The 26,643-nt window shown below is 40.0% G+C and carries 22 protein-coding genes; 3 read left to right on the top strand and 19 right to left on the bottom strand.

Annotation, left to right across the window (positions count from 1 at the left end; genetic code table 11):
• Positions 1-69: 69 nt before the first annotated feature.
• Both ACM0OR_RS18570 and ACM0OR_RS18565 read right to left on the bottom strand, forming a co-directional pair.
• Positions 70-1,845, bottom strand: coding sequence for a WD40 repeat domain-containing protein (locus tag ACM0OR_RS18570; protein WP_323266447.1), 1,776 nt, complete (start codon positions 1,843-1,845; stop codon positions 70-72).
• A gap of 393 nt (positions 1,846-2,238) precedes the next feature.
• Positions 2,239-2,604: a hypothetical protein gene (locus ACM0OR_RS18565; RefSeq protein ID WP_323266448.1), complete on the bottom strand. Its 366-nt coding sequence runs from the start codon at positions 2,602-2,604 to the stop codon at positions 2,239-2,241.
• A 139-nt stretch (positions 2,605-2,743) separates the two neighbouring features.
• Between ACM0OR_RS18565 and ACM0OR_RS18560 the strand changes: the two genes are divergently transcribed.
• Both ACM0OR_RS18560 and ACM0OR_RS18555 read left to right on the top strand, forming a co-directional pair.
• The gene (locus ACM0OR_RS18560) at positions 2,744-3,421 is read left to right on the top strand and encodes an SDR family oxidoreductase (protein WP_323266449.1); all 678 of its coding nucleotides are present in this window, start codon (positions 2,744-2,746) and stop codon (positions 3,419-3,421) included.
• Between the two features lie 45 nt (positions 3,422-3,466).
• Positions 3,467-4,222, top strand: a complete 756-nt coding sequence (locus ACM0OR_RS18555; RefSeq protein WP_414577920.1) for an ABC transporter ATP-binding protein — start codon at positions 3,467-3,469, stop codon at positions 4,220-4,222.
• A gap of 158 nt (positions 4,223-4,380) precedes the next feature.
• Here the strand turns inward: ACM0OR_RS18555 and ACM0OR_RS18550 are convergent, their stop codons facing one another.
• Both ACM0OR_RS18550 and psbP read right to left on the bottom strand, forming a co-directional pair.
• Positions 4,381-4,974, bottom strand: a complete 594-nt coding sequence (locus tag ACM0OR_RS18550; RefSeq protein ID WP_414577918.1) for a Maf family protein — start codon at positions 4,972-4,974, stop codon at positions 4,381-4,383.
• 195 nt (positions 4,975-5,169) lie between these two features.
• Positions 5,170-5,715 carry a photosystem II reaction center PsbP gene (psbP, locus tag ACM0OR_RS18545; protein WP_414577917.1) on the bottom strand — a complete coding sequence of 182 codons (546 nt, stop codon included), beginning with the start codon at positions 5,713-5,715 and terminating at the stop codon, positions 5,170-5,172.
• A gap of 122 nt (positions 5,716-5,837) precedes the next feature.
• Here psbP and ACM0OR_RS18540 point away from each other — a divergent pair, with 122 nt between their 5' ends.
• Entirely contained in the window at positions 5,838-6,458 is a 621-nt protein-coding gene (locus tag ACM0OR_RS18540; RefSeq protein WP_414577915.1) for a hypothetical protein, read from the top strand.
• Here the strand turns inward: ACM0OR_RS18540 and ACM0OR_RS18535 are convergent.
• The 15 genes from ACM0OR_RS18535 to hpsA all read right to left on the bottom strand — a co-directional run bounded on the left by ACM0OR_RS18535 (position 6,455) and on the right by hpsA (position 26,168).
• Entirely contained in the window at positions 6,455-7,846 is a 1,392-nt protein-coding gene (locus ACM0OR_RS18535; protein WP_414577913.1) for a PP2C family protein-serine/threonine phosphatase, read from the bottom strand. The two genes, ACM0OR_RS18540 and ACM0OR_RS18535, sit on opposite strands and share 4 nt — an antisense overlap.
• 664 nt (positions 7,847-8,510) lie before the next feature.
• A complete protein-coding gene (gene ftsY / locus ACM0OR_RS18530) occupies positions 8,511-10,082 on the bottom strand; it encodes a signal recognition particle-docking protein FtsY (RefSeq protein ID WP_414577911.1) in 1,572 nt (523 codons plus the stop codon).
• Positions 10,083-10,335: 253 nt separating this feature from the next.
• Positions 10,336-10,965, bottom strand: a complete 630-nt coding sequence (nusB, locus tag ACM0OR_RS18525) for a transcription antitermination factor NusB (protein ID WP_323266456.1) — start codon at positions 10,963-10,965, stop codon at positions 10,336-10,338.
• A 113-nt stretch (positions 10,966-11,078) separates the two neighbouring features.
• The gene (locus ACM0OR_RS18520; protein WP_414577910.1) at positions 11,079-11,849 is read right to left on the bottom strand and encodes a DUF502 domain-containing protein; all 771 of its coding nucleotides are present in this window, start codon (positions 11,847-11,849) and stop codon (positions 11,079-11,081) included.
• Between the two features lie 743 nt (positions 11,850-12,592).
• On the bottom strand, positions 12,593-13,489 hold the full coding sequence (locus tag ACM0OR_RS18515; RefSeq protein WP_414577908.1) for a glycosyltransferase family 2 protein: 897 nt from the start codon (positions 13,487-13,489) through the stop codon (positions 12,593-12,595).
• A gap of 126 nt (positions 13,490-13,615) precedes the next feature.
• The gene (locus ACM0OR_RS18510) at positions 13,616-14,455 is read right to left on the bottom strand and encodes an HpsJ family protein (RefSeq protein ID WP_414577906.1); all 840 of its coding nucleotides are present in this window, start codon (positions 14,453-14,455) and stop codon (positions 13,616-13,618) included.
• Positions 14,456-14,661: 206 nt separating this feature from the next.
• Positions 14,662-15,321, bottom strand: a complete 660-nt coding sequence (locus ACM0OR_RS18505; RefSeq protein ID WP_414577904.1) for a TIGR04282 family arsenosugar biosynthesis glycosyltransferase — start codon at positions 15,319-15,321, stop codon at positions 14,662-14,664.
• Positions 15,322-15,350: 29 nt separating this feature from the next.
• On the bottom strand, positions 15,351-15,908 hold the full coding sequence (locus ACM0OR_RS18500; RefSeq protein ID WP_414577902.1) for a Tfp pilus assembly protein FimT/FimU: 558 nt from the start codon (positions 15,906-15,908) through the stop codon (positions 15,351-15,353).
• A gap of 27 nt (positions 15,909-15,935) precedes the next feature.
• Positions 15,936-16,898 carry a glycosyltransferase gene (locus ACM0OR_RS18495; RefSeq protein WP_414577901.1) on the bottom strand — a complete coding sequence of 321 codons (963 nt, stop codon included), beginning with the start codon at positions 16,896-16,898 and terminating at the stop codon, positions 15,936-15,938.
• The gene (gene hpsE / locus ACM0OR_RS18490) at positions 16,895-17,893 is read right to left on the bottom strand and encodes a hormogonium polysaccharide biosynthesis glycosyltransferase HpsE (RefSeq protein WP_414577899.1); all 999 of its coding nucleotides are present in this window, start codon (positions 17,891-17,893) and stop codon (positions 16,895-16,897) included. Before hpsE (ACM0OR_RS18490) ends, ACM0OR_RS18495 begins: the two co-directional genes overlap by 4 nt.
• A gap of 23 nt (positions 17,894-17,916) precedes the next feature.
• Positions 17,917-18,876: a hormogonium polysaccharide biosynthesis glycosyltransferase HpsE gene (gene hpsE / locus ACM0OR_RS18485; RefSeq protein ID WP_414577898.1), complete on the bottom strand. Its 960-nt coding sequence runs from the start codon at positions 18,874-18,876 to the stop codon at positions 17,917-17,919.
• Positions 18,877-19,068: 192 nt separating this feature from the next.
• Positions 19,069-19,773, bottom strand: coding sequence for a Tfp pilus assembly protein FimT/FimU (locus ACM0OR_RS18480; protein WP_414577896.1), 705 nt, complete (start codon positions 19,771-19,773; stop codon positions 19,069-19,071).
• Between the two features lie 38 nt (positions 19,774-19,811).
• Complete coding sequence (hpsC, locus tag ACM0OR_RS18475) at positions 19,812-20,822, bottom strand: hormogonium polysaccharide secretion pseudopilin HpsC (RefSeq protein WP_414577921.1); 1,011 nt, start codon at positions 20,820-20,822, stop codon at positions 19,812-19,814.
• A gap of 63 nt (positions 20,823-20,885) precedes the next feature.
• Complete coding sequence (gene hpsB / locus ACM0OR_RS18470; RefSeq protein WP_414577894.1) at positions 20,886-21,602, bottom strand: hormogonium polysaccharide secretion pseudopilin HpsB; 717 nt, start codon at positions 21,600-21,602, stop codon at positions 20,886-20,888.
• A 30-nt stretch (positions 21,603-21,632) separates the two neighbouring features.
• On the bottom strand, positions 21,633-26,168 hold the full coding sequence (gene hpsA / locus ACM0OR_RS18465; RefSeq protein ID WP_414577893.1) for a hormogonium polysaccharide biosynthesis protein HpsA: 4,536 nt from the start codon (positions 26,166-26,168) through the stop codon (positions 21,633-21,635).
• Positions 26,169-26,643: the final 475 nt, after the last annotated feature.

The raw sequence follows: 26,643 nt of genomic DNA, 5'->3' as shown, positions 1-26,643 counted from the left end.
GTCAACGGAGTTCTCAGGTAGATGAATGAGTATCAAAGACTCGTCAACGGAGTTCAGAACCGGATAAGTCTAACTCCTTTGCCAAATTTTAATGGTTTTATCCAAACTCCCACTGACCAACATCTCGCCGGAACTGGTAAAAGTCAGCGCGGTGACAATATCAGTGTGACCTGTAAAGGTAGCTAATAACTCGCCGGAGTCAAAATGCCATAACTTGATAGTTTGGTCAGCACTGCTACTAGCAATAATTTGTTCATCGGGACTAAGCGCGATCGCATACACTTTATCTGTATGTCCCTTAAGAGTGCGAATTAATTTACCACTCTCCAGATGCCAAATTTTAATAGTCTGATCCCAGCTACCACTGGCCAGCCATTGACCATCTGCACTAATTTTCAAAGCACGGACAATGTGACCGTGACCCGTGAGGGTATGTAGGGGTTCTTTGTCTTTGAGATTCTTCGTATTCCAGGGTTCTGAGGTATGCCAGACTTTGATTTTACGGTAGCTACCGGTTACTAAGGTTTGACCGTCACGGCTTAACGCCAAAGAATGAGCAGCCGTATCATCTAAAGATAGGATAGCTTTTACCTGACGACTCATCAAATCCCAAAAGAAGATTTTTCTGTCATCGCCTCCAGTGGCTAACATTTGTCCATCGGGAGTGAAAGCAACGCAGCGCACCACGCCATGATGTTTGTGCAGAATATCTATTAAATCTAATGCGCCTGTATGCCAAATTTTAATTGACGAATCTGCGCCACCACTCACCAACATCTGGCCGTCTGCACTAAAAGCTAGGGAACTAATTTCATCTATTAGTCCAGAAAATACCCAAGGATATTCTGACAAAGTATCGATTAAATCGCCCTTGCTTAAATCCCATAACTTAGTCTCTCCATGACTACCACTAGCCAATATCGGTGTAATTATGCCGTTGTCATACTTAGAATTAAAAGCTAAACAATTAATTCCTTTAGTATGTCCTTTTAACGTCTGCCAACATTCCCAATCACCAATAATTTCTTTTTTAGGATGGTCTGATGATACAGTTTTAATTGTTTCAGGGATGGTTCTTTCAACAACTATTGGCAAGATATCTTTTTTAATATCTTTTTTAAGACTTAATGATTCTAAATACCAACTTAAACCCCCTGCATACAACAAGTTACTAGGAGCAACATACATTTTGGGTTCTGTTAATCCGATTTGATGGGTGGGTAAAAAGCCAGCAATCACAGCTTGTTTTTCACAACCCAACTTACCCGTAGATGGATAAAATAGACACAGAAAAACTAATACTTGGTGATGTCTTAAATCATCTTGAGTGACTGACCACCTGATTTTATCTTTCTTAATGCCATTAAAACTTTCACCATCAGCAACATAAACTTGTACACTCAATTTAGGGTTATCTGCTAACAAGTAAGTAAACTTACTTTCACCCCGCAAGTTCCCTTCATCGTCTAGCACCATATTCTGCGCGGTGTCTTGGGGAATTTTCTTTAGTAGCTTCCCTAGACGCGTGCTGATAATGCGATCAACAATTTGCTCGCGCAAAATATAATCTTCCGCTTGCTGCTGGAAATATGTCGGAAAAGGGATCGTCCAGTCAGGGGGTTCGGGATATTCGGGGGGTATGGGAGGCGGATTTTTCGCCAGGATTTTGGCTTGTTGGCGAGAAAATTCGATAATTTTTGCCAACGGCTCTCCACAAAATGCCATCACTTCGCTGTGACACCCTCTAACTTGACTTTCTAACAAAGATAGATCGTAAGTTTTGGGTTTTTTCACACGTTGAAGGAAGTCAGCCTGTTGAGCTTTGAGTAAGCTAATCCAATCCATCTGCATTCCTGCGGCACAATGTTGCATACTTAAGGTAAGCTATACCAATGCAATGACTCAAGTTTATAACTTCTAGTTAATTAAAAATTCCGTAATCCTCGCAGTCTAATAGAACACAATCAAAGGCAGAATTTGCAGAGAGTATCCACCATAAAGGATGAAGACCCTTGATTGAGAACGGGACTGAAGTATTGAGAATTTAAATGATGTCCGTCAATTCTAACTAACCTTAACAATAAGATACTGTTGCCCTAGAAACAGTTATATTTCTAAAGACAATTATTCTTGAAGATGATTAAGCCTCAACATAAAAAGCTGATTTAAAAGTAACCTAATGTTACAAAAACAAATAGATATACTAATTTGTTATGTTGTGATACATTTTCATCAATTTTAAGTTTTATGTTCCGGCGTAGAGGATTGAGTACCTGCGTTGTAAGTGTTATTCGATTCTAGTTGTTTAATTTTTCTGTGCAAATCAAACTCTTCACTACTGACTATTGTTTCTAGATTGGCGATTCTTTGCTCTAATATCTCTATCGGTTGGCCTGATAAAGATTTGGATGGTGATTTTTTATCATCAGAACGCCAGACAGCGACAGTACCAGCAACTGCACCGCCAATAGCTGCTAACGGGAGGATGGGGCCACTTCGAGTCACAGCCGATAGTGGAATACAAATGGCGAAAAGACCAACTGTCATTCCCCAAATTTTCGAGGTAGCAGCAACCCTGATATCTTCCTGTGGTTGTTTAGCCATAAATTTTGCCAAGAGGATTTACTTAACTAGATTCGCACAATCGCCGATAAAAATACCTCCCACATTAGGGTTAAATATAATTACGCCTCCACCTCTGATACAATCCTTTGAGCGTAATTGATTTTTATTCAAAATTCCTATGACAAGTACATCTCACATTTTCCTTGTAGGAGCTAGTCGCGGTGTTGGTAAAGAAATTGCCAATTACTTGAGTAAACAGAATATTCAAGTCACCGCACTGGTCAGAAACGAAACATCTCGTGCTGAACTCGAAGCAATGGGAGTTGAGGTAGTTGTAGGAGATGCCTTAAATATAGATGACTTAGAAAGTTCTATTATTACAGACAAACCGATTCACGCTGTTATCAGTACACTAGGCGGTTTACCTACAGACCAAGAAAAACCAGATTATTTAGGAAATAAGAATATCATTGATGCCGCAGTAAAAGCTGGCGTAGAGAAGTTTGTTCTAGTAACTTCCATTGGGACTGGTAATAGTGTCGGTGCTTTGTCTCCCCAAGCTTTAAACGCACTGCAAACAGTTTTAGTAGAAAAGGACAAAGCAGAACAGCATTTAATTGCTAGCGGACTCATCTACACGATTATCCGTCCTGGTGGGCTAAAATCAGAGCCAGCCACAGGTAACGGTGTGTTAACGGAAGATACACGCATTGTTGGGAGTATCCATCGCGCAGATGTAGCAGAGTTAGTTTGTCGCTGTTTAAGTTCCGAGAGTGCTAATAATAAAATTCTGTCAGCAATAGATAAGAAGATGCTCTTTACACAAACAGAGTTTGTTGAGTTTAAACTAGATTAGTTGGGGACTGGGGACTGGGGAATAATAACTAATAACTATTGATCTATGCCAAATACTATTTCAATTACTGATTCACTAGTTCCTAATCCTGTACCGAAATCAACAATCATTCGGTTAGAAAACATCTTTAAAATTTACGGTAGAGGAGAAACTGAAGTTAAAGCCCTCAATGATGTAAATCTTGTCATTAATGAGGGTGAATACTGTTCCATTATGGGGCCTTCAGGTTCAGGTAAATCTACGGCTATGAATATTATTGGTTGTCTAGACCGCCCCACCACAGGACATTACTATTTAGATAACGTCGATGTGGCGCAAATGAATGACGCAGACTTGGCGCATATCCGCAATAAAAAACTGGGGTTTGTCTTCCAACAATTCCACCTATTACCCCAACTCAGTGCATTAGAAAACGTGATGCTGCCAATGGTGTATGCTGGTGTCAATCCTAGCGAAAGAAGCGATCGCGCCGCCCAAGCACTCACCAAAGTCGGTTTAGCCAATCGCATCAACAACAAACCCACTCAACTATCAGGCGGACAACAACAAAGAGTAGCGATCGCCCGTGCTATTGTGAACCGTCCCGTTGTCCTGCTAGCTGATGAACCCACGGGCGCACTCGATTCACACACCACTCAAGAAGTATTAGATATTTTTACCGAACTCAATACTAGTGGTATCACGGTAGTTATGGTGACACACGAACCAGAAGTTGCCCGTCAAACCCGGCGTATTGTCTGGTTTCGGGACGGTCAAGTTGTACATTCTCACCTCACACCTGAAGAATTAAATAATCCGTAATTCGTAATACTCGCAAAGCGAGTTCGCGGAGCGTTACGCAGTAAAGCAAGCTACGTAATTCGTACTTAGACAGTATTAATTACAAAAATTTTTTCCTGTCACCTGTCACCTGTCACCTGTCACCTATCTACGCCAATAAAACTGAATTCTCTACTAAATTATTGCCAATAGTCTGTAACTTCGTAACCTAGTTCTTCCAGCATTTGCCGGAGTAGGGGTAAACTGAGTCCGATAACGTTGCTGTGACAACCTTCTATTTTTTCTACAAATAGACTACCAAAACCTTCTAGAGCGAATGCACCAGCACACTTGAGGGGTTCACCTGTAGCTACATAGGCTTGAATAGCGCGATCGCTAAGTTGAGCAAAATATACTCTTGTCACCTGACATTTAACTACAGTGCGGTTTTGGTCAACGTCAATCAAAACATGACCTGTGTATAAATCGCCAAAGCTACCCCGCATTAATTGCCAACGTGCGATCGCTTCGGCTGCATCTGCTGGTTTGCCGTGAATCTTACTATCGATTGCTAATACTGAATCACAACCCATAATCAACCCTGATGCAAACTGCGGTACTACAGTTTCCGCCTTGCGTTGAGCCAGAATTTGAACTAACTGTGCAGGTTCAGTGATTTGAACTTGTGACTCATCAAAATCACTAGGACTGACTATTGGTTCAATCCCAACAGTTTGCAGCAAGCGTCGTCGCGCTGGGGAAGCAGAGGCTAGTACGAATTGGGGAATTTTCATAAAATTTTTGGGTAAGTAGAGACGCGATATATTGCGTCTGCACAATAGTCATTAGTTACTCTACCTTGTCTCCCATACCCCATGACGGCAGTTGCTCCACTTGAGGAGACCTCCTTCTCTACGGGACACTACGCGCAGAGTCCCGCAGGGAACAGAGACAAGACCACACTACCTCCCCCACACTCCATTCCCTATTTAATACACAGAAAAAGAATTGACTACATCTTTCATCATGTTTTTAACTCTTTGCCAACGTCTTTCGGGAATAGAGGCATTAAAGGTAAAAAGTTTACCACGGCTCACAGCAACACTAGTCACGTTGTGCCGTTTTTGCTGATCGGTAAGTGTTACCAAATACTCAAGAATATAATATATTTTTCCATCAGATTCTTGTTCTAGGGCGTTAACCAATTCAGCCGAACGTCCAGAATCAGGAGGTGCTAAAGCTGACTTACCCAACTTGTATCCTACTTCCGTTGGTGTTCCTAATTCTTTTAATGTTTTGTTCTCTGGAACAGGACTAATGATCACAGAGACATTTTCTGATATCTCAATTAAATCGTGAAATACAACGTCGGGGCCATTGGCAACTTTCACCTGCAACCAGCCATTAGGATATAAAAATTCATAGCCATCAGTTGTGTCTACAAAGCTTTTGAATCCGGCAGCAGAGGCAATATCAGGATTACTGAAGCTGAAACTTAACACCAATAGCAAAATAAATACAAGTCTTTTCCACATTTTTACAGTTTCCTTTCGGCTGGAAGCAACACAAGCAAGCATAATTTCTCATTTTCATTGTCCCATCAACTGTGTCGCTTCGCATCATTTCGCTCTCTTAGTAGATGAGGATCACTAACTATATGCTTACCACTAACGAATTACGCTGGTTTCATCCTGGTACGCTCCCATCAGATATTCTGGTTTGGTTTCAGCAAAATTGTTTGATTAATCAATTGCAACCACCAGAAGTAAGAGAGGATGTGTATCTATATGCGCCAGGATCTGATTTTTTGGGAATCAAACTCAGACAAGATAGGCTGGAAGTCAAATGGCGCAAAGCAGAACTGGGTATAGTTGATTTTGGTAAATTAGTGGCAGGAAAAGCCGAAACATGGGCTAAATGCTCGTGTAGCGATTCCACGGGGGAAATTTTTCAGCCTGCAACAGTTTTAGGAAATGCTGCTTGGGTAAGTGTGCAGAAAGTTCGTTATTTACAGCTTTATCGGATTTTGCCAGATTTTTCACTAATACCACTTACTAATCATGAAAATATTAATAACGGCTGTAGTGTGGAAATTACGCAATTACTAGTTCAAAATTCTCCCTGGTGGAGTCTGGCTTTTGAAGCTAATGGTGATGATGTGCGACTAATGGCAAATCTTCAAGCAACAGCTAATTGGGTATTCAATACTTACCAAAGTACAGCATTACAGGCTGCTAATTCCTACGCTTATCCTCACTGGTTGGGACTTAATAACTAATAAATTTGCAACACAACTAGCGTCATATCATCAGTGTTTTGTCCATCTTGTCCAATAAATTGCTGTACCTGATCAAATAGGTAATCAACAATTTCCTGGGGACTATCACAAGACCTACAAGCTTTATGGAACGCAGCAACAAAATTTTCTTCGTCGAAGCGATCGCCACTAGCCGCCGCCGCATCGGTTAAACCATCTGTATAATAAATAACTGTATCCCCAGGCTCTAACTGTACTTGGGCATCTTCATATTGGCTATTGGCATCCAAGCCAATTAACATTCCCAAGGTATCCAAACGGCTAATACTTTTCGTCGCTGCGTGCCACCACAACGGAGGGTTATGTGCAGCATTACTATAAGACAAAACGCGATTGTGCGGATTATATTCTGAGTAAAATAGCGTTATAAAGCGGTGAGAATTTTCCAAATCAGCATACATGACTCGGTTTAAGTTTTGCAGCACTCCCCCTGGAGAATTGCCATGCAAAACCTCTCCTCGCAGCATTCCCCGCATCATCGTCATAATTAGACCAGCCGGGACACCTTTCCCCATGACATCCCCAATTACCAATCCCCAACGTCCTGCATTCTGACTACTGTTAATAATGTGTGGATAAATTTGATTGTGATTAGTGGGAATAAAATCATAGTAGTCTCCACCTACACGATTAGCTGGTTTACAGCGTGCCGCCAAGACAGCACCAGGAATAGAAGGACATTGACGGGGTAGAAGTCGCCTTTGAATCTCCGCACCAATTTCTAATTCTTGGTCTAGGCGTTCTTTTTTTCTCAGTTCTACTCCTAGTTCATCATTTTCAATTGCTACCGCCGTTTGATCTGCCACTAGCCGGACTAACTTTTGTCTGGTTTCTGTCCAGCTATATTCCGGGTCGCGGCTGAGTACATATAACCATCCCCGTTCTGTGTGCTTGACCAAAATTGCTGTGCCGAAAATCTGCACATCCGGCCCTAAGTGACGGTGCATCTGCGCGTCCAAAATCCCTGTTGCTGTGGCTAGGGGTGCGCTATTGGCTGCCAGTGAAACTTGACTACTAGCGGTTTCTAAAGCTTTGCGGATGTTCTTGCGTTGGCGACTATCCTGCCAATGTAACTGCTCTAACCTAATTTGACCATTGGGCTTATAAAGAAACAGCGCACTACCATCAGCATCTGTAACTCTTGTCGCCATTAATGGAATCAGTTCCAAAAACTGATTCAAATTATTAAAGCTTCTGAGGGCAAATCCCAAGGAACTCAGCAAATCTTGAATTTTATTCTGTTCCCGGTGCAACCTTGCCACGAGTTCTTTGAGTGCTACAACTGGTGTGACATCGGTCGTCGTAGCACTAATATTATTGTCAGTAGGTTGAGATGACACTTGAGACACAGGTACAGTTACTATTGCACTGGAAAAATAGACATTAGATTACTTATACAATTTTTGCCTTGACATTGCTAAACCATATTGGGTCAAGATTTGTCACTTTAGCAAGAGTAAAAAGACGTAAGACATAACTCGATACAAGTATTGCATTGGGTTATAAAACTTATATCTCAAGATAGGAATGTTAATAAATGCAGTTTTAGGCAAAAATTGCTCCGCAAAAATCAGCAATTATCCTTCTCTATGGGAAAAAAGTTTACCCTTACATATCACAATTAGCAAATCATACATCTTCAGACATAGAAATTCCGAACTATTCAGACGTTTTTTGATGAATTCAAAAAAGAACTATAAATGTTGATAACACATAAATGCAAAAAAGCACATCATGCCATATCTAACCCGCATTTCTCACAAACAGTAGGGGCGGGTTGAGCAAAATATTTCGTGAATGATTCGAGCATATCTGTGAACCCGCCCCTACAGACTCTGGACTGAGGTTGCAATAATTGGTGATAAATCCGGGCTAAGTGCCGTATTAGTGGGAAATTTTAGCTTGAACTAGAAAAATGGGGCATTGGGCATTAGGGTAGAATTATTCTGCCTTCTGCCTTCTGCCGTTCTTTTTGACTTTTGACTTTTGAATTTTGAATTCCGCTACGCGGTGCTAGCCACTCAATAAGGCTTCGACAAATTCATAACTAGAGAAAGGGCGTAGGTCTTCCATTCCTTCGCCTGCACCAATAAAACGGATGGGTAAGCCTAGCTGCTGTACTACTGCTAGGGCTACGCCTCCCTTAGCCGTTCCATCTAGCTTGGTTAAGACTACGCCACTGAGTTGAGCAGCTTGGGAGAAGACTTCAGCTTGTCGCAATCCATTTTGACCTAAAGTAGCATCTAAAACCAAAAGCGATTCTATTTTGGCATCAGGGGCTTTTTTGTCGATAATTCGCCGGATTTTACTGAGTTCATCCATTAAGTTTTTCTTATTTTGCAGTCTGCCGGCGGTATCCACCAAAAGTAATTCGGTTTCTCTGGCTTGAGCAGCTGCGATCGCATCAAATACCACGGCTGCCGGGTCAGTATTCTTACCAGGGTTAGCAATCACTTCTACACCACTTCTAGCACCCCAAACTTTCACCTGTTCTACTGCGGCAGCCCGGAAAGTATCAGCTGCGCCAATTAAGCATCGGTAGCCAGATTTTTGGGCTAGGTGAGAAATTTTACCGATGGTGGTGGTTTTGCCTGCACCATTCACCCCAGTGATTAACCAAATATTTAGGGTATCTTTTTCCGGGGCAAAGCTGGCTGTATGGGTAGTGTTGAGGGGTGCTTCTAGCATATCCCGCAAGATTTTTTTCAAGTAGGCGATCGCTTCTTCTGGTGGTGTCACTTCTGAGCGCAGTTTTTTCTGGAGCGCACTGATAATATAATCAGTTGCTTCTACACCTACATCCGCTTGCAGCAGTAACGCCTCAATTTCTGTGACAGCCGCTTGGTTGAGTGGCCCTTGTCCAACAATTGCCTTCAGTTGGTTAAGGATATTTCGACGGGTTTTATCTAATCCTTCTCGCAGCTTTTTCAGCCAGGTAATTTCTTCAATAGAAATATCTTCCGGCCGCCTACCTTGTGATGCTAATACTTCGGCTGACCAAACAAATCCGTCATCAAAATCTAATCCAGGAATTACTTCTACCGCTTCCGTTGTAGTCGCTACTGGTTGCACTACTTCGGGTTCAGGTACTTCAATCGCACTGGCAATAAGTCGTTCCTGCTTGGCTGCTTGTTCAGCTGCTGCCCTTTCTAAAAAAGATAAAGTTGTAGGTTTTGCCGTCTCTTGGGCAATTTCTGGCTCTGTTGAGGTTTCGACAACAGTTGCAGTTTCTTCTACTATTTCTGGTGTATTAACAATTATTTCTGGAGACTCTTCCGTCGCTACTTCTGCTTCTGAGGTAGTTTCTGTAACTTCAGTTATAGCAGTTGTAGTTGCTTCAACTTCAGGCGTTTCCTCTGGTGTGGAAACATCTGCTGAGTCTGGTTGAGGCTGTTGTTTCTCTTGGATATTTTTATAAGCAGCTTTAGCAAACGCCAACAAGTCGGCCGTTGAGTCTGGTGCAGCGTCTGCTGTTGTTGGTGACGTTGCGGCTGACTCTGGTTGGGGTTCTTGTATCGGAGGTGTTTCTGCTGGTTGTGTATTCGGGGAATTTTTATCTTGACGATTGAACCAATTAAAAACCATTGCAGCTAGCGGTGTTAGTTGTTCTGTGAGGTAGGAGCTATGCGTTTATAAGTTAGAATCTATGAGTTTAATTTAACTTGTTACTCTGATGTGGTGTGAAAACCTCCGGGTTATCCTCACCTGTTCGTCCTCCTCACTACCCACTCACAACTTACCACTCATGATGGTTCTTTTCGTGAACGTCTATGACTTTTGACTTCCCTCGTTCGCGTAGCGTCCCGTAGGGAAGCGACTTAACTTCTGCCCTGCGGGACTACGCAGGTTGTTTTTGCTCTGTGACTCGGCGCAGAACACCGTTAATAAACCGATGACCTTCATCGCCACTGTAGCGTTTTGCTAGCTCTACAGCTTCATTAATTGCTACTCTATCTGGGAGGTTGAAGAAGAGCATTTCTGACACAGCAATTCGCAGAATATCTCGATCAATTTGGGCTAAACGGGTAACTTGCCAGTCTACTAAAGCCAAGGAAATTTGTTCATCAATGATAATGCGATTTTCGTTGATGATTTGGACAAGTTTGATAGCATATTTACCGACTTCCCGATCCTGATTGGCTAGCTGAATTAATTCGGGGAACTCTAGGGCTGCGCCTAATTGATTAATGGCGGTTTGAGTACATTCGATCGCCTCTTTAAGCATAGTTCTCGCACTATTGAGATCAGAAGCGCGAGTTTCACTGGTTAAAAGGCGATCGTGACTGCGTTGTAGCTCCCCAGTGGCGTTATCCAAGCTATCTTGTACTTCTGCTCTAAGGGTACGTACTGTAGCTAACACCAGCTTAGGTAGGTGTTCTTCTGTCAATTTTTTGGGATTAACTGGTAACTGGCTCAGGCTTAAAAGTGCCAGTTCACGGGCTATTTGTTGTGGTTTGCGGTCTTGCATAAAAGTTTAACTGTTTCAATAATAATGTAATTTCAGAGTTACAAATCTATCAATTTTAATTGAGCCAAACATCCATATTATTCTGTTTGGCTACAAATTTACCGGATTTTTTTTTAGGTTTCTTCGATAGGGATGATGGGATGTGGAATATCGCTATTGGATTTTTCTAGTTTGTGTTCTTTGATCGCTAAAGGGGATAAAGGTGTGTTGGGGGTGACAATCCCTCCAGAGACTACGACTTTAAAGGCATCTTCAACCGATATTGAGAGGTTGACTACTTCATCTTCTGGAACTACGGCATACCATCCTGTGGTCGGATTGGGAGTGGTGGGGATAAAAATACTTAACATTGGTTGAGACATTTGGGCTTGAATTTCACTCCCAATGACACCTGTCACAAAAGCGATCGCCCATATTCCTTTGCGGGGATACTCGACTAAAATGACCCGCCGAAATTTGTTATTAGAGTCTTTGAGGAGAGTTTCCAAAAGCTGCTTCAGTGTTTTATATACCTGTCCAGCTAAGGGAATCGCCTGTAATAATCGCTCACCAAAATCTAGTAACCACCGCCCAGCAATATTGCGAGCCATTAACCCAATCAACAGAATACTGAGTAATGGTACAGCTAGCCCTACCGCTAAATTCAGGAAATTTACTAGAATTGGGTGTAATCCATCAAAGGGATTTAGTTGTTTAGGAACTTGAGTGAGAAAATTAATTACCCAATTAGCAATGGTAATCGTTAGCCAGATAGTCGTTGCTAGTGGAATCACTACCAACAGTCCAGCAATTAAGTCATTCTTCAAGTCCTGTTTTAGACGATCAATTCTCAAGCCCCTATTCTCCTTCTTTAGAATAGTGGAAATTTCTTTATTCGTATTCATGCCATTAGATTTGTCCAATGATTAAGACATGACTTGTGATATTTTTTACCGCAAGTTACTGTCTACAACGACAAGTAGTTAAGTTATTGCCATGACATATGCCCTATTAACTAGGAAACTAGTTGTTTACCTGCAAAAGTGCAAATAGACACATTCCAACTTAGATTAAAGCCAGTTGGTTTTTGAGGTTGTTACTTTTCTTTGTACGAGTTGTAAACGATTGTTGCAAATATAGGAGATATTAATTATCCTATCGCGCTTAATTAAAAGCTGCTAATACTGAAAAATTAGCAAAAAGCAGTAATTAGCGCAGTTTTTTATCCTGATTTGCAACCTAGGAGGGGTGATTTTTCTGAGAATGGGATTTAAAAATTTTAACTGATCGTAACGGCTAAATAAACTCACCCTGAATTAAGTGACTAAGACAGCTAGGAAATCTCAGTCACTGAGTCTAAGAGCAATTCAACACTCAAAATTCCAAATTCAAAATTAAGAAATAAGTAGAACAACTTGAAAATACCAAACTATGTTAAATAATGTAAAAAACCTAAGATTGAGTTCGTAGTAAGGACTTTAGTCCTTTTTTGTTCGCGGAGCGTCCCGCAGGGAACGGAGAGAACGCAGAGAGAACTAAAGTTCTTACTACAAACCTTTAATTATTTACCCTGTTCTACTTAGGCTTGGACATTGGTGTAACATTTCCCCCATCACCTATCACCTGTCATCTGTCACCTGTCACCTATTTACTTAGGCATTTCTGAAACTGTGTAGCTCACTTCTAATTGGCTTTGTTTTTCTTGAGCCACGGGTGCTGCTAGGCTAGGTGTGGGGATGTTTTTCATCTCCCAAGCTTTCAACAGAATTAGGTATTCATAAAAAGCCTGTAAAGTACACCAAGCCAAACCAGCGCGTCCGTCTAAGCAACCACCCAGAAAAAAGTACATATACAAAAAGCGCAGTAAAGGTCTAGCGGGTAAACGCAAAGACAAATCTTTCAACGCTCGTCGTTTTTCAATTTCCGACTTACCAAAAAACAAATCTCGCCAGTCTACCTTGCCCTTTTCTAATTGATACAAAGTTTCTCTAGCTTCATCAGTAGAATAACGGTTGTGCTTTTCAATCCAACGGCTCAAACCCTTGCTACAAGTATAGTGAGGATAAGTTTCTTTGACGAAACTGGTTGCACCATCGCACACTTCCCGTTCAGTATGACCATAGTCTGTAAACCAAACTTTCCCATGACGGAAAAGACGCATTTGATAGCGGGGGTATTGAGTGCTGCGGCGAATCCATTGATTGAGGAAAATCACCCGTTCAGCAACGTAGTAGCCGATGTAGTCTGGGTTTTGCTTTGCCTGTTCGCATTCAGCAAATAGTTCTGGTGTCATCCGTTCATCGGCTTCGAGAATATACACCCACTCGTGTTTAGGGGGGATAGACTCTAACATCCAAGTGCGTTGTCGTCCGTGACTCTCAAAAGCGTGTTGAACAACGCGGACGGGATAACGACTGGCGATTTCTACAGTGCGATCGCTACTGCATGAGTCTACAACAATAATGTCATCTGAGAGCATCGCCGACTCGATACAAGCGGCAATATCTAATTCTTCGTTATATGTCAGTATGTAAATTGAGAACATTTTCTAAAATTATAGTAATTTTGCTAGATGCTAATTATCTTTTTATTATCAGATTAATAATAGTTAAAGACAGTATAAATTATCAAAAATTGTTTAATATTTTATACTGTCGTAGTGAATAGTGAATTAACGTGCTGGTACTTTACCTTTAGGTTTACTACCTTGAAAAGCACCCATACCTCTTAAACCTGTCCAACCAATGATGATATAACCAATAGCTAGGAGTAAGCTGCTAATGCCAATTCGCAGTCCTGATTTCCAAGCGTTGTCTTTAGCTTGTTTGGAAGCATCGTCCCTACGTTGGCGAATTTGATTCAATCTTTGATTAGCTAGTCCTTGAGGATCTGTTTGCTGGGCAATAAACTGATCAAGTTCTTTGGGATTGGCTTTAAACTTCTTGAGCAGTTCTTTTTGTGCGGCTGGAATTTGGGGACTATTGAGTGCTTGTTGATATTTTTGCTCGTCTTTGAGTAATTCGCTAAACTGAGCTTTTGCTTGGGTGCGTAATTGTTCTAACTGAGCTTTGCCTTGCTCATTGTTTATTTGCGCTTGAAATTGGTTTAACTGATTTTTTAGTTGACTTTCCGCCTGGTCGGCATCTTGGCTAATTTGATTCACTGTTTGGGTGCTAGCTTGTCGCACATTGTTCAGGTGTAAGGGAAAAATTAGCAAGAATATTAACCCTAAGATGCTAGACAGTATTAAAACAGGAAATCTGAAGTCAAAACCTTTGGGGCCATCACTAGCTTCCTGCATCCAATAACCGGTAAATAATGCTCCCACACCAACCAAGGGTACGATACCTCGATCAACTAGTGCGGTTGCTACGTTGATTTGCCATATCCTATCTGTGGGTTGGAAAGGAAACAACAGAATCAAAAAATCTAGCAAAAAAGACACAATTAAAATGATTCCCACCACTTTTAGGGTGAGAGCGGCATTTGCAGAAGTAAAACGATTAACCATAGTTGTGCAAACTCTTACTCAAGTCAGAAATGATGATCCTATTTAAAGTTACTGGAATATTGTTCCCATAATGCTGTTTGTCATGTGAATCTGTCTGCACATATTAAGATGGAGTAGATATAATTTGCTTGCAAACTACACTACGGTAACATTTGTTATGCAAAGTGTACGATCAAAATTAGAGTATTTTAAGATACAAAGATAATCTATTGCTCATTACTTTTCTCAAGGTTAGCGTTTGTATCTAAGATTCTTTCCCAAATCCGTAAATCTTCTGGACGATCAATATCAGACAATGCAGGTAAGCAAACATACGAGATGTTAAGTTTTTTAGCAACATCTACAGTTTGTTGTAAAACTTGAGCAGTTCCCCAATTGATGTTAACGAATAGTTCCGGGATGAAATGACGTAAGCCAATCAAGTAATAGCCTCCGTCAAGTGCTGGGCCTAACACTAAGTCAAAAGTTTGCAGTTGTGCAAAAGCTTGAGCCAGAATTTGAGAGTTAGCGTCAGGGCAATCAGTACCTATGATAATTACTTGTGCGGCATTTTTCTCGAAAGACTCGAAAAGCGATCGCGCCATGCGATCGCCTAAATCCCCTTCGCCTTGACACTGGTATAATAAGCTATATCCCAACCACTCTTGCATAAGTTGCAAATCACCCCCAGCAAATCGCACTTCTATAGATATGCTGTTTTGCAACGCTTGAGCCTGAGATAGTGTGTACTCAGTCATCTGTCGTTGCAAGTCAGCAGCACCAAGAGTACCCAAAGCTGGGATCATTCTGGTTTTCGTCTTCCCCGGTTCTGGATAGCGAGTAAAAATAATTAGGTGCTGTTTGGCAATTTTTAGTGATGTCAGCACACAAAACCTAGATAAGAACAGTAGATATTTTAATAGCAATAATCACCACTACCATTGGCTGTTTTATTTTCTTTTTCTTTTCGCATTGCCCCTAAAATTGTAGAAATATAAACACAACGCTTGGCTTTACTGCCATACCTACTAGACAAAGTTATTCTTCCTAGAGGTGGTTGCGGGACATTACCCTTATAATCAAATTGAATGTTTTTGACACCATTTGATTCCTGTAGAGTTGTTTCTTCGTCAAAACGAACACTACCATCAAGCTTGTTCCACTTAGCCACAGCAGGGTCTACACTAGCAGGATGAACTGCTAATTGCAAAGTACCATTTTGCTCGCGGAAACTAACTTGCCAAGTTAATTTTTCTTTACCTGCTTGGCTTTTAGCTTGTTGCATAGCATCGTAAACTTCATTTTGTGCCTGACTAAGACGCTGAGTATTGACGAAAGTTAACCAGCTAGGTGAAACCAAAGCAGCTAAGATACCGATAATTAAAAAAACTACTAATATCTCTGGCAGAGTGAAACCACTTGTTGAGCGGTGATTAGAGATATTTTTTTTGTAACTGATAAATAGTAAACGCACCTGAAAGTAAGTTTATTAATGGTTATATTAACTAATTTGTACTTTTGTATTTATCTTTGTCAATAATTTGGTAGATATATCAATAGGTAAAATAATAATTACAACCGTTTTTAAGAATAATTTCAATATAAATTTTGTTCGTTTAAATCTAGCAGATTCGTTCAAAAAATAATTATAGAGAAATTTAGCAGCAACTAAACCTTTCTGTCTACTAAATGGTTGTTGCAGAGCTTTGCAGGTGAGGTACTTGTATAGATTTGCGAGACTGAGACTCATATTATTAACCATCAAAGGTCTTCGTTGATAAGCAGATTTCATTACTTGCAGACAGGCTTTTTCTTGTCTTGCAAGATTAGTAGATAATGAATTACTGCTGACTCTATACAAAATTTGCACAAATGGGACAGCTACAAACTCATATTTATCTGCTAATCGCAACCACATATCCCAGTCTTGAGCAGCATCAAGTGATTCATCAAACCCACCTAATTCTATTAACACTTCTCTACGAATTAAGGGATTAGATCCATTTTCTAAAAAATTGTTTACTAATAACTTATCATAAACATCTCCATTGGCAGTAATATGTGTACCTGAAACTAAAAAGTTAGCATTCTCATCTATATAATCAGTCCAACTATAAGCAACTTGAGCATCTAAATTATTTTGTAGAGCTTCTAATTGTAACTGTAGTTTATTCGGTGTCCAAAGATCATCTGCATCTAAAAAGCTAATAAATTCACCAACAGCGCGTTTTAAACCACGATTGCGACTAATATTTCCCCCAGCATTCCCGAAGGAAAATATTTTGAGCCGAGAATCTTGAAATTTTGAAATTACCTCCAGCGTAGAATCTGTTGATCCGTCATTGATAATAATTAATTCAAAATTATTAAATGTTTGATTGAAGACTGAATCTATTGTATCTGCAATTGTTTTTTCACTATTAAATGCTGGTATGATAATAGATATACTAGGTAATTTATTCATGCTGTAAAGTGTTTGTTTGTGCTTAATAAATTTTTAGTGTGATATTTTAAAGAATAAAAAGGACTTATCATGATACTGAAATAAAATTGCAGTTCACAAGCAACTATTAGATTATTTTTGATATTAAAATTGTATTTAATTATATGCTGTACTAATCGACGTAAACCACCTATAATTGTTCTAAAAAATATTATTGGTTTTTGCCATTTTTTTGCATTTATAAAGCGTAATTCACAAGTAGATAAACCACAACCACGAGCTAGATTAATTAGGTAGTTTTTTTCCAATCTCCAAGATGGTATTTGATGATAAGTGTGCATTTTGGGGTTATACCAGATTTGCCAACCTGCTTTATGTATATACAGTAGTGGTTCTAAATCTTCACCTCCCACCATTGATTTACCTAATCTGCCACTAAATACCAACACATTAGGAACACTATCACACCATGCTTGTTTATTCACAACTAATGCTGCACCAGGCGGTAGTTTTAGATTTACAGGATCAAATAATTGCGGTTGACCACCTTGTTCTTTGATAGCAAGAAAAGCTTGTATTCTTTCAAAGTTTGGTGGTGGTTTTACCTCAAATTCACCATGAATTTGACCACTCCAAGCACCAGCTTGAGGATGTTCTTGGCCAAAAGTATAAGCTGCCGCTAACCAGTCTGATACAGGTAAATTATCATCATCTAAAAATGCCACGAACTTCCCTTGAGCTTCACGAACTCCACGCAACCTTGCAAAAGCAGCACCTTGTTTAGTTTCTAAGTAGTATTTTAATCGACAAATATTATTAAATTTTTTTTGGTATTGCTGAAATATGATTTTTGTATCATCAATACTATTATTATCAACAATAATAATTTCCCAATGAATATTTTCTATACCTGTTTGCAATAACAGCTTTTCTAACAGTTTGGGTAAACGTTCTGCACCATTATAGGTAGGAATAGCTATAGTAATATCAACATTACTCTCCCAGACTTTATTCATATAAACCATAATCTTGTATTTATTTATTTATTTAGATAGCCATTTTTCCAAAGGTAAAAAGGGCTGATTAAAGTGCTAATAAATAGCTGCATTTCGCAATTAGCAACTAAATCTTTATTAACCCGATGACCATATTTAATTAAATGTAGAATAAGTTTGCGAATGTCATTTATGAGATATGCTAAAAATACAAATGGTTTGTATAAAGGTTGTATGTTTACCATTCTGGTAACATAACGACTTAAACCAATACCTCTAAAAAATGGGATTAAATATTCTTTTTGTAGCCTAAATTGGGAAATTTGATGATAAATTTCCATTTCTGGATTGTACCAAATTTCCCATCCTGCTTTTTGAATGTAACTTAGCATTTCTAAATCTTCACTTGTCAACATACTATTAGCCGTTCTACCAGTTAATATAGGTTGATCAGGTACACTTTTTAACCAAGCTTGACGACGAACAACAAGTCCGGCAGCAGGAGGAAGTAAATTTTTTCTAGCATCATATAACAATGCTATATTTCCACGCTCTGTAATTGCTAAAAACGGGCTTATTCTACCAAAATTTTCTGGTGGTTTTACTTCCCAATTTGGGTGAATTTGACTACCATATGCTCCTGCTTTAGAGTATTTTTGACTAAAAGCATAAGCGGCTGCTACCCAATTTGCTACGGGATAGTTATCATCATCCAAAAATCCTATAAGACTACCTGAAGCTACTTCAATAGCTCGTTTGCGAGCATAAGCTGCACCCTGTTTAGCTTCAAAATAATATTTAAGTGGATACGGACGTTGCCATTTTTCCTGGTAGCTTTGAATAATTTGAGATGTGTTATCAGTGCTGTTGTTATCTACTACAATAATTTCCCAGAGGAAATCCTCTGTACCTATCTGATTGTATAGTCGTTCTAACAGTTCTGGTAAACGACTAGCACCATTGTAAGTTGGTATAGCTACGGTAAATTCTAAAATCATACTCATCTCACTAGGCTATTGTCGATAATTAGCTGAACTATCTCAGTTCAAGTGTATGAAGTTACAAATAAACAAGTAGTGTTTCAAAATAAAAAAGCACTGCATATTACAATTTTGCTGTCAATATCCAGCGTAACGTACAGTGTTTTTACCCAATTTTACAAAAATTTTGCTAAATCTAGATATGTTCAGTTAATTTTAAATACATTTATCATCTTTTTCTGTCAAAACTGAGCCTAAGAGAGTTTTAACAATGACGCATCTCTTTGTGCTACTTGGAGATGTAGGACTGGTAGTATTGGGTATCGCTAACACAATTTTTAACCCAGGTGCTTCAGTTGAACCTAATGGTGGAGTGCCAAAATCGGCATTAGGTAAAATACCCGTGTAGTCAAAAGTAATGGTTTGTATGTTAGTGCTGGCATTATATGTACTGGCATACGCAATGGAACTGTCAGCAGTATTTTGAGCAGTCAAATTTGTACCCAATAAGACTGAGCCTGATTGAATTTGTACATCCTCACCTAAATTTTTCCAGTAGCTATCGGGTGCAGAAGTGCTGGGATGAATGGCAACTTGTGCGACTTTATCACTACTGGTGGTGGTAAAACTGACACTGTAGCTGAGTTTAGTCTTTTGTGCTTGTCGTTGTGCTTCTTGGATAGCTGCTACTACAGTATCATTAGCTTTATTCAGTCGTTGTCGGCTTAAAAACCTAAACCAGTTAGGAGCTAAAATTGCTGCTAACACTCCTATCATTACTACTACTACAATCACTTCTATTAAACTAAAGCCAGCCTCTGGTTTAGCAAATCTCACAGCAAAGCGGCTAGCTAAATTTTGCTTTTGATTCTTTTGATTCTGTATGCAGGTATGCAATAACTTAAAACTTAGCCTGTTCATAATCAATTGCCGTGAATTTACGCTTTTGGTTTCGGTTTCTATTGAGTAAACAAGTATCCACGTCCTTGGACTCTGATGCTTGCAGTTGGAAAATAAGCATTTTTATTAGTTGTATAGTCCAGATTATTTGTTTGTAAACGAGCGATCGCATTACCTCGTAAAAATACCTGCGCTGTGGTGTTAATTCTATCAACACAGCCATAAAAACTCGTCATCTTAAAAGTGTCACGAGTATTGAAATTAGTTGTATTTGGGGCTACTAATGTCGAACCAGTGGGACAAGTGATTTTAGATGGTGCGCCTGTAATAGTTTGATCTATGTAATCAAGCAATACTATGGGAGTAGTAGTGTAGTTAACTATCGTTGTCTCTGTGGATTTTGTTCCATCTGCGTCTGTAGTAGTTGTTTTATATTCACCGAGTCTCTTCCAGGCATTCATTTTTTCTTCTAAAGTCCCTATACCGTCAAGGTTAAAAGGAGCATAACCACTGCTGGGACAATAACCACTGACATACTTTCCTGAATATCCGTCACAAGATACACCGCTAGCACTGGCTACACCATCTCTAATTTGCCATCTAGCGATGCGAGCAGCATTAGACCAAGTAGCGTTACTATCTTTGATTAAATAATAGGCAACTAATGAATAAACATAAGTATCATCTTTTTGACTGCCTGTAATTGTAATTACGTTGCTAACTAATTCTCGTTTCCAGAAAACCAAGACTGGAACTCTATCTGTTGAGCTTGAGCTAGGTAGTTCAGCCCTGATAGCATCAACACCAGTAGCATCATAGATGTAAATAGCCTGTTGCAAATCACGGGCAATGTAATCTAATGCAGCTTGTATTTCTTGCTCTGTATTAGCTTTAGCTTGCTCTTGTCTGTCTGTACTCATGACGCTGATCATGAAGCCTAGCAAGGGTGTGATGACTAGGAATGCTATGATCATGGCTACTAACAATTCAATTAGGGTAAAACCGCTAGGTTGCTCTATGCGCTTAGAGCGTTTTAGTTGGCTACTGAGCAGGAATTTTAGTACCCTCATCATAACTTTGGTTTTCCCTAGAGTGAATAGATACACAGATGTTAAATAATGAAATTTTGCCCATTAATCACAGGCTTTATTCGTTGCTACACCCAGACGCTGACATAAAGCCCTAAAGGAAGTGTTAGTGTTAGCAATGTCAGTTGTCATTTCTAGTAGAGGTGATTGCCGATCGCCTATTCCAGCAGTAAAAGGGTTTTGGGTTTTCTTTTCAGTTTCACCTGTGCTAGCAGTACGAGTTTTTGTAAAGTCAACATCTGCTCGGTAAACCCGAATTGCCAAACGGTAGCCATCGTCAGAGGAACTACCTGTAACAGCAATTCGAGCAGCCTGAATGTAATATTCAAATGGCTTATTTGTGCAATCTGTCGTTGTGATATTGCCAGCTTTTGTAAAGCAGTATAAACCAGTCGCCGATGCAGGAAGTGCCATTTTAGTCAAAGTATTAACTAAATAGTCTCCAGGTTTGCCTGTGACGGCTGGTGTACCTGCAACATCTGAAACCCGTCTAGGATCAGTTGTACTTGAGGGATCGATCGCAATTGTTTCACTGGGTGCAGCGATCGCCCCAGTTCTGATACCATCAATGAAGGATTTGGCAGCTTGTGTTGCTAATTCTACACGGCGAGCCTGAACTCTAGTAGCTGTCGATAGGACTAGTACAGGTGCGATCGCAGCTAGTAAAATAGCCGCTACAAGTATTGCTACCAGAGACTCAATAATCGTAAAACCAGAATCACTACAAAGAGGTTTTTGGTGATGTTGTTTGTGCTTTATCATTGCTCATTACCAACTTCTAAAATCTGCTTCTTACGAGCAAGCATCAGTTGCATTAGTATCATCTGCGGCTTTCTTGGCACACAACAGAGTTTTCACCCAAGGATCATCTCTGCCAACTTCTCTAAAGAACTCATCAGGCAGATCATCTGGTATGGTGATTAACTTTTGGGCAAATAAGTCAGGCGATTGAGATAGCAGTGCCACATCATAACCCCATTGCCGTAAAGGAGCTAGGTAGTAAGGAATTACACCCCTAGTAGTACCGTTAAAGCTATTGATTTTATAGAAGTCACTGGAAAATGCTGCAATAAATGGTGCAGTAGCATAGGCACTACGTTTGACTTGATAAAAAGCTCCGCTCATCCTGACAGCAGTGGCAGTGGGATCACTATTCCAATTTTCAATAAAGCGCACAAAGTTGGGTAGTCCACCATTATCTTCAGCACCACGACTTGGGCTAGTTGTTCTAGATGATGCGGCTGGGGTATCTCCCACTGCTGAAATTACGTTGAAGGTAGTTTCTGTAGCTGTTTGTAACCATTTTCCGTGTTTTCCAGCTTCTAAAATACCATTATCTGTTGTTGCCAGAGTACCGAATGGTCTGTCAAATTGGAAAATTGGTTGAAAAACAACATTATTACCACTTGTTGTACTTCCTGCGAACCAAGGGATGAAATAGGGTTCAGGTGGAGTGCTTGTATCAAAAGCATCTGCTATTGATGTTGCTGATGTTACCGGCCAAGGGACTTCTTCTATCGTATTAGTTGTATTAACACCGTAAACTTTTAATGGAGTCGTTATGTTACCGTTCGTAGTGTTGCGTGCAAATGCAATTCTATATGGTTTACCGTCTAAAAAGGGACAAGTTGAAGTTGGTGGTGTGCCAATAAATCCTGTTGATAATAGATCGGGTTGAGCAACAATTATGTCCCTCCAATTAGCGTGTGTTACCTCACCTTCAAGGGGACAATCTTTTTTAATTGTCCAGTTTCTAGGTTCACTACATGGTGTAGTGTAACAAACTTCTAAAACTAGTTTTTTAGCTCGTACTTTTCGCACAATTGGTGTAACAAAGTTGTTGAGATAGGAACTACCTTGAAAGTCTGTTGTTGTCGCATCACCAGCTACATCTGCCACCAAATCTCTAGGAAAAGCACTACTGGTACTCTCATCATGCCAATTGGCATTCGGTACGAAGGAATTAACAGTTGAGAAAAAGTTGGTATAGGCGTTTGGCAGACCATATTTAGTTGGAAGTAGGTTAATGTTAGACTCAACTTCAATTGTAGTAGGGTCATCAGTGTCAAGCTGCCAATCATAGCCTGCTTCATTGCGGAAGCCAAATCTAAAGTTATTGGAAAGTACAGTCATTGAATCTGCCAATACAGTAGCAGACCGCCATTTATCACCAGTGGTACACTTAGGCAATCTAGGATCGCCTGGACGACAGGCAAAATTAGAATTTAAGTCTGTGCGACTATAGAAATTGCCCCAAGTACTATTCAGTGCTGTTACAAATTCTTCTTGAGTGTGGAGATTAAAGTCACCCTTAATATATGCGGGTACATTGGTGGCTAAAATTAAACCCTTTTCTGCGTCTCGATAAGTATTAGTTGTAGCGCGTCCAATCTCCTTCCCATTGACTAACATGATGGCATTAGGACGACGATTTGGATCAAGTTTGTAGTCTACGGGACTCTCTAGCTTCCCTGCTTCGGTATCACCTCCACTTAAATCTAGCAGTGCGTCATCACGAGAGGCATAGACAATACCACTATTAGGTAGTAAATACTCTTGTGCTGGGGTGGAATTACCAATTGTTTTTTGACGGAGCTTATCAATATCTAAGACGGTGGCACGAATTTCTAAAGGTTGTCTGTCTTTCTTGGGTTTATCGTAATTTGTGCTGTCGGGATTAGCATGAATATCTTTAATTTGTCTGGCATCCAAAAAGGCAGTTTCATAAATCGCGCCATGAGGAATGACAGTATCACTGGGAGTGTTAAGAGTCCCATCAAAAATTGCCAGACCACAGATTGCGGCATCAATAGCAGACTTTTCTGAGAGAGTGCGCTTAGTAGCATCTGTTTTGTCTAAAGCCCTCCTGAGTAATCCATCATCAATCAAACGTCCACTTGTTGGGTAGGTTAAGTCTGCGAGGTAACTCAAGACATCTGAATAATTACTTTCAGTCTTAGTTGTAGGGAAATCGTAGACTATACCGTTGTTGGATTGAGCTTTAGTGTCATCAAAAGTTGCACCAGTATCAGCAGGAGGATTCCATAATGTCGAGATATTTCGAGCTGTGTCTTTATCGGTAGGGTCGTAATAGCTACTGACACAAGCAATAGGCGTAGGGCTAGTCTGGCTGTAACCACTAGACTTATAGTGATAGACTGCCGTAGCCCGCATCCGCAGATATGGTTGATCCGTAGGCTGAGGTACTTTATACTCTAGCTCTAAACCATAGTCGTTGTAGTAAGGCTTAATTGGGCTAGGAACTGAACTAGTTTTTACAGGTAATAGATCAGGCCAAATGTCTTTGTTGAGGGTGGAATAGGTAGTGGAAGCTAAGTTAGCTGCGGTAACAGTCTCAGGTAAATAAATTCCTGCTCCGGTTATTACCCGCAAGCCACCTACAGGTTCTTGTGGGCTGATTGGGATTTGAGCTGCTGCTAATTCCCAGTCGCCATCTCTATCAGTAGTACCTAAATCTTTTAGCGTTTCTACACGAGAGCGACGAGTGCGATCGCCCTCTCCATTATCCCATTTATAGTCTTTGATTGTTTGGGTATCTTCAGCATTGGGGCCAACAAATGCTTCTTTAGTTTTGTCCCACCACAGTTGAGGAAGATTATTACCGATTAAAACTCTATCCCCAAAGGACTGCTCTACACCTTGTAATTCTTTTGCTAGTTTAATTGGTTCAGTTGCCGGCGGGTTCAGCTTGTCTGTACCATTTGTACTTAGAGCCAACTGAGCATAATCAGTTGCTGTTACACCATCAGCAGAATCAACAGGATATATCCAAGCATCAGGGGGACGTAAAGTATCGCCACTACCTTGCAATACTTCATCTTGCTTGCTGCCACCAACAGCATAATCTCCTAAAGCACCATTGCCAAAACCAACTTCCTGATAAGGTACTCTGCGAGTGCGTCTTTTAAAGTAAAGTTCTATTTGGTTGCGGCGTAGTTTATCTTTCTCAATTGTGGTTAAGTCAGCTAAAGTTCGACCTTGTTTGGTGACTATAGCTTCCATCCCTTCAGAGACTTCCGATGGGTCGCTGCTTTCTGCATTAGCTACTTGGGCTTCAACTAAGCGGTTGATGCGCTGTACGTAGGCTAGGCTATTATAAGCAACGTCTCTTGGGAAATGGTTGACTGATTTGTTGTTAGTTGTTGCATTTCTAACAGCAACATTAGTAACAGCAGTTGTTTTACCTTTATATAAGTCAATTGTTGTTCCATTTGAATCAACGTTCCTTATAATTACACCAGAGCTAAGATTTCCTCCAATGACTATTTTGGCGTTATCTGGGTCGTAAAAACAGGATGAGTTACCACTAACTTGATATAATCTAATACCAACACCACCAGCAGGTAGACCAGTCAACAAGTTACTATTAGTGAAAATACGTCCATTTAACCTGAAAGCAGGCCCAGGAGCTATTCCTAAATCATCTTCATAAACAACAGCATTGTTAACTAGGGGTAGTTGCACCCGGTCTTGCTGATATTCTAAAGCTGAGAAACCTTTATTACCCTTTTTAGTTTCATAGTTAGTGGGATCTGTTGGTTCTGAAGTAATAGGAACAGTAGCAGTGTAAACAAAAAAGGCCTTTTTCAACTTAGTACCATTTCTAAACCAGCCTGTATTACCTACCAAGGCTGCACTTGTATCTTGACCGTCTCCACAACTGCTACTGACGCTACCAACGGTCATAGGCGGGGTTCTCGCCTCTAGGGCGTTTCTTTTGCGGGTATATGCACCACCCGTAACTGGAGGATTTTTAAAGTAGATTCCATAAAGGGTATAACTATCAAATTTACCATTGTTATCAGTATCTACAGGGTACATCCACCCTGTTTCGAGTTCGTTTGCACCTTCAACCAGTTTTAGTGGTGTTTCATCCCCAAAAGTATATTGTTTTAATGAATCTGGGCTACTTGTTACAGTCCCATACAAAGCATCATCTGTTGGTGTAGCGCGAGGCAATTTTGGGTCTTGAAATAGTTTATTTATTTTTGCTCTGGCGCGGTCAAGTGCGGGGGTCGCGGCATTCAGTGCCATCTCATTTACACGCACATTACTAGCATTCTTCGCCCGTTCAAAAGACCGAAATAAAATTGCTGTGGTGAGTAACACTACTACTAGAGCTACCAGTGCTACTGTCGGCAAAACGAAACCAGCATTTGCAGAACTTCGCCGTCTCTTAGTTAAAAATAAATTCCGCAGCAGCCAAATAATTGGCTTTTTAATTGCAGATAAATACTGCTTAATAAGCCGTTCCAGACTTTTAAAAAGCTGTTTTTTAGTTTTGAATAGCTGACGTTTTGGCGACATAGCTACTTTCCTGTGAAGTGTTTTACAAAGAATTGAAAAAGGCTTTTGCTATTAGATAATCATGCCTGACCATTAATTTTTTAGGCATAATTAAAAGTAAGATTACTGTAAAGGATCACCCTGTGTTAGCAACACTAAACTCAGTAGCAACACAAAATATTACTATTTATTTACGTTATATCATTGAATAAGTTAACTATCTTATTCGGAAAATACTGATTTTCTAGCATTTATTTTGTTGGTAGTCACTCAACTAAAACAACACCGTGAATTCACATGAATGTGGCAGAATTTTATTTCATTGAGCTATGATTTTGTAAATATATTGTGAATAGATTGAACTTATGTTACCCATCTAGTAAAGAAAACATATCAGTTCAATCCCAATTTATTAAAGTATGTTTAAAATTTACAACTTCCCCATAATGAAATACAGGTAAGCAAAAATTGAGAACCCCACTTTCTTCAAAAAAGC

The sequence above is a fragment of the Anabaena sp. CCY 9402-a genome (genome assembly GCF_963920945.1).
Classification (GTDB): domain Bacteria; phylum Cyanobacteriota; class Cyanobacteriia; order Cyanobacteriales; family Nostocaceae; genus Trichormus; species Trichormus minutissimus.
Note: the sequence above shows the minus strand (reverse complement) of the source record. Positions and strands in the feature narration are given on the sequence as shown.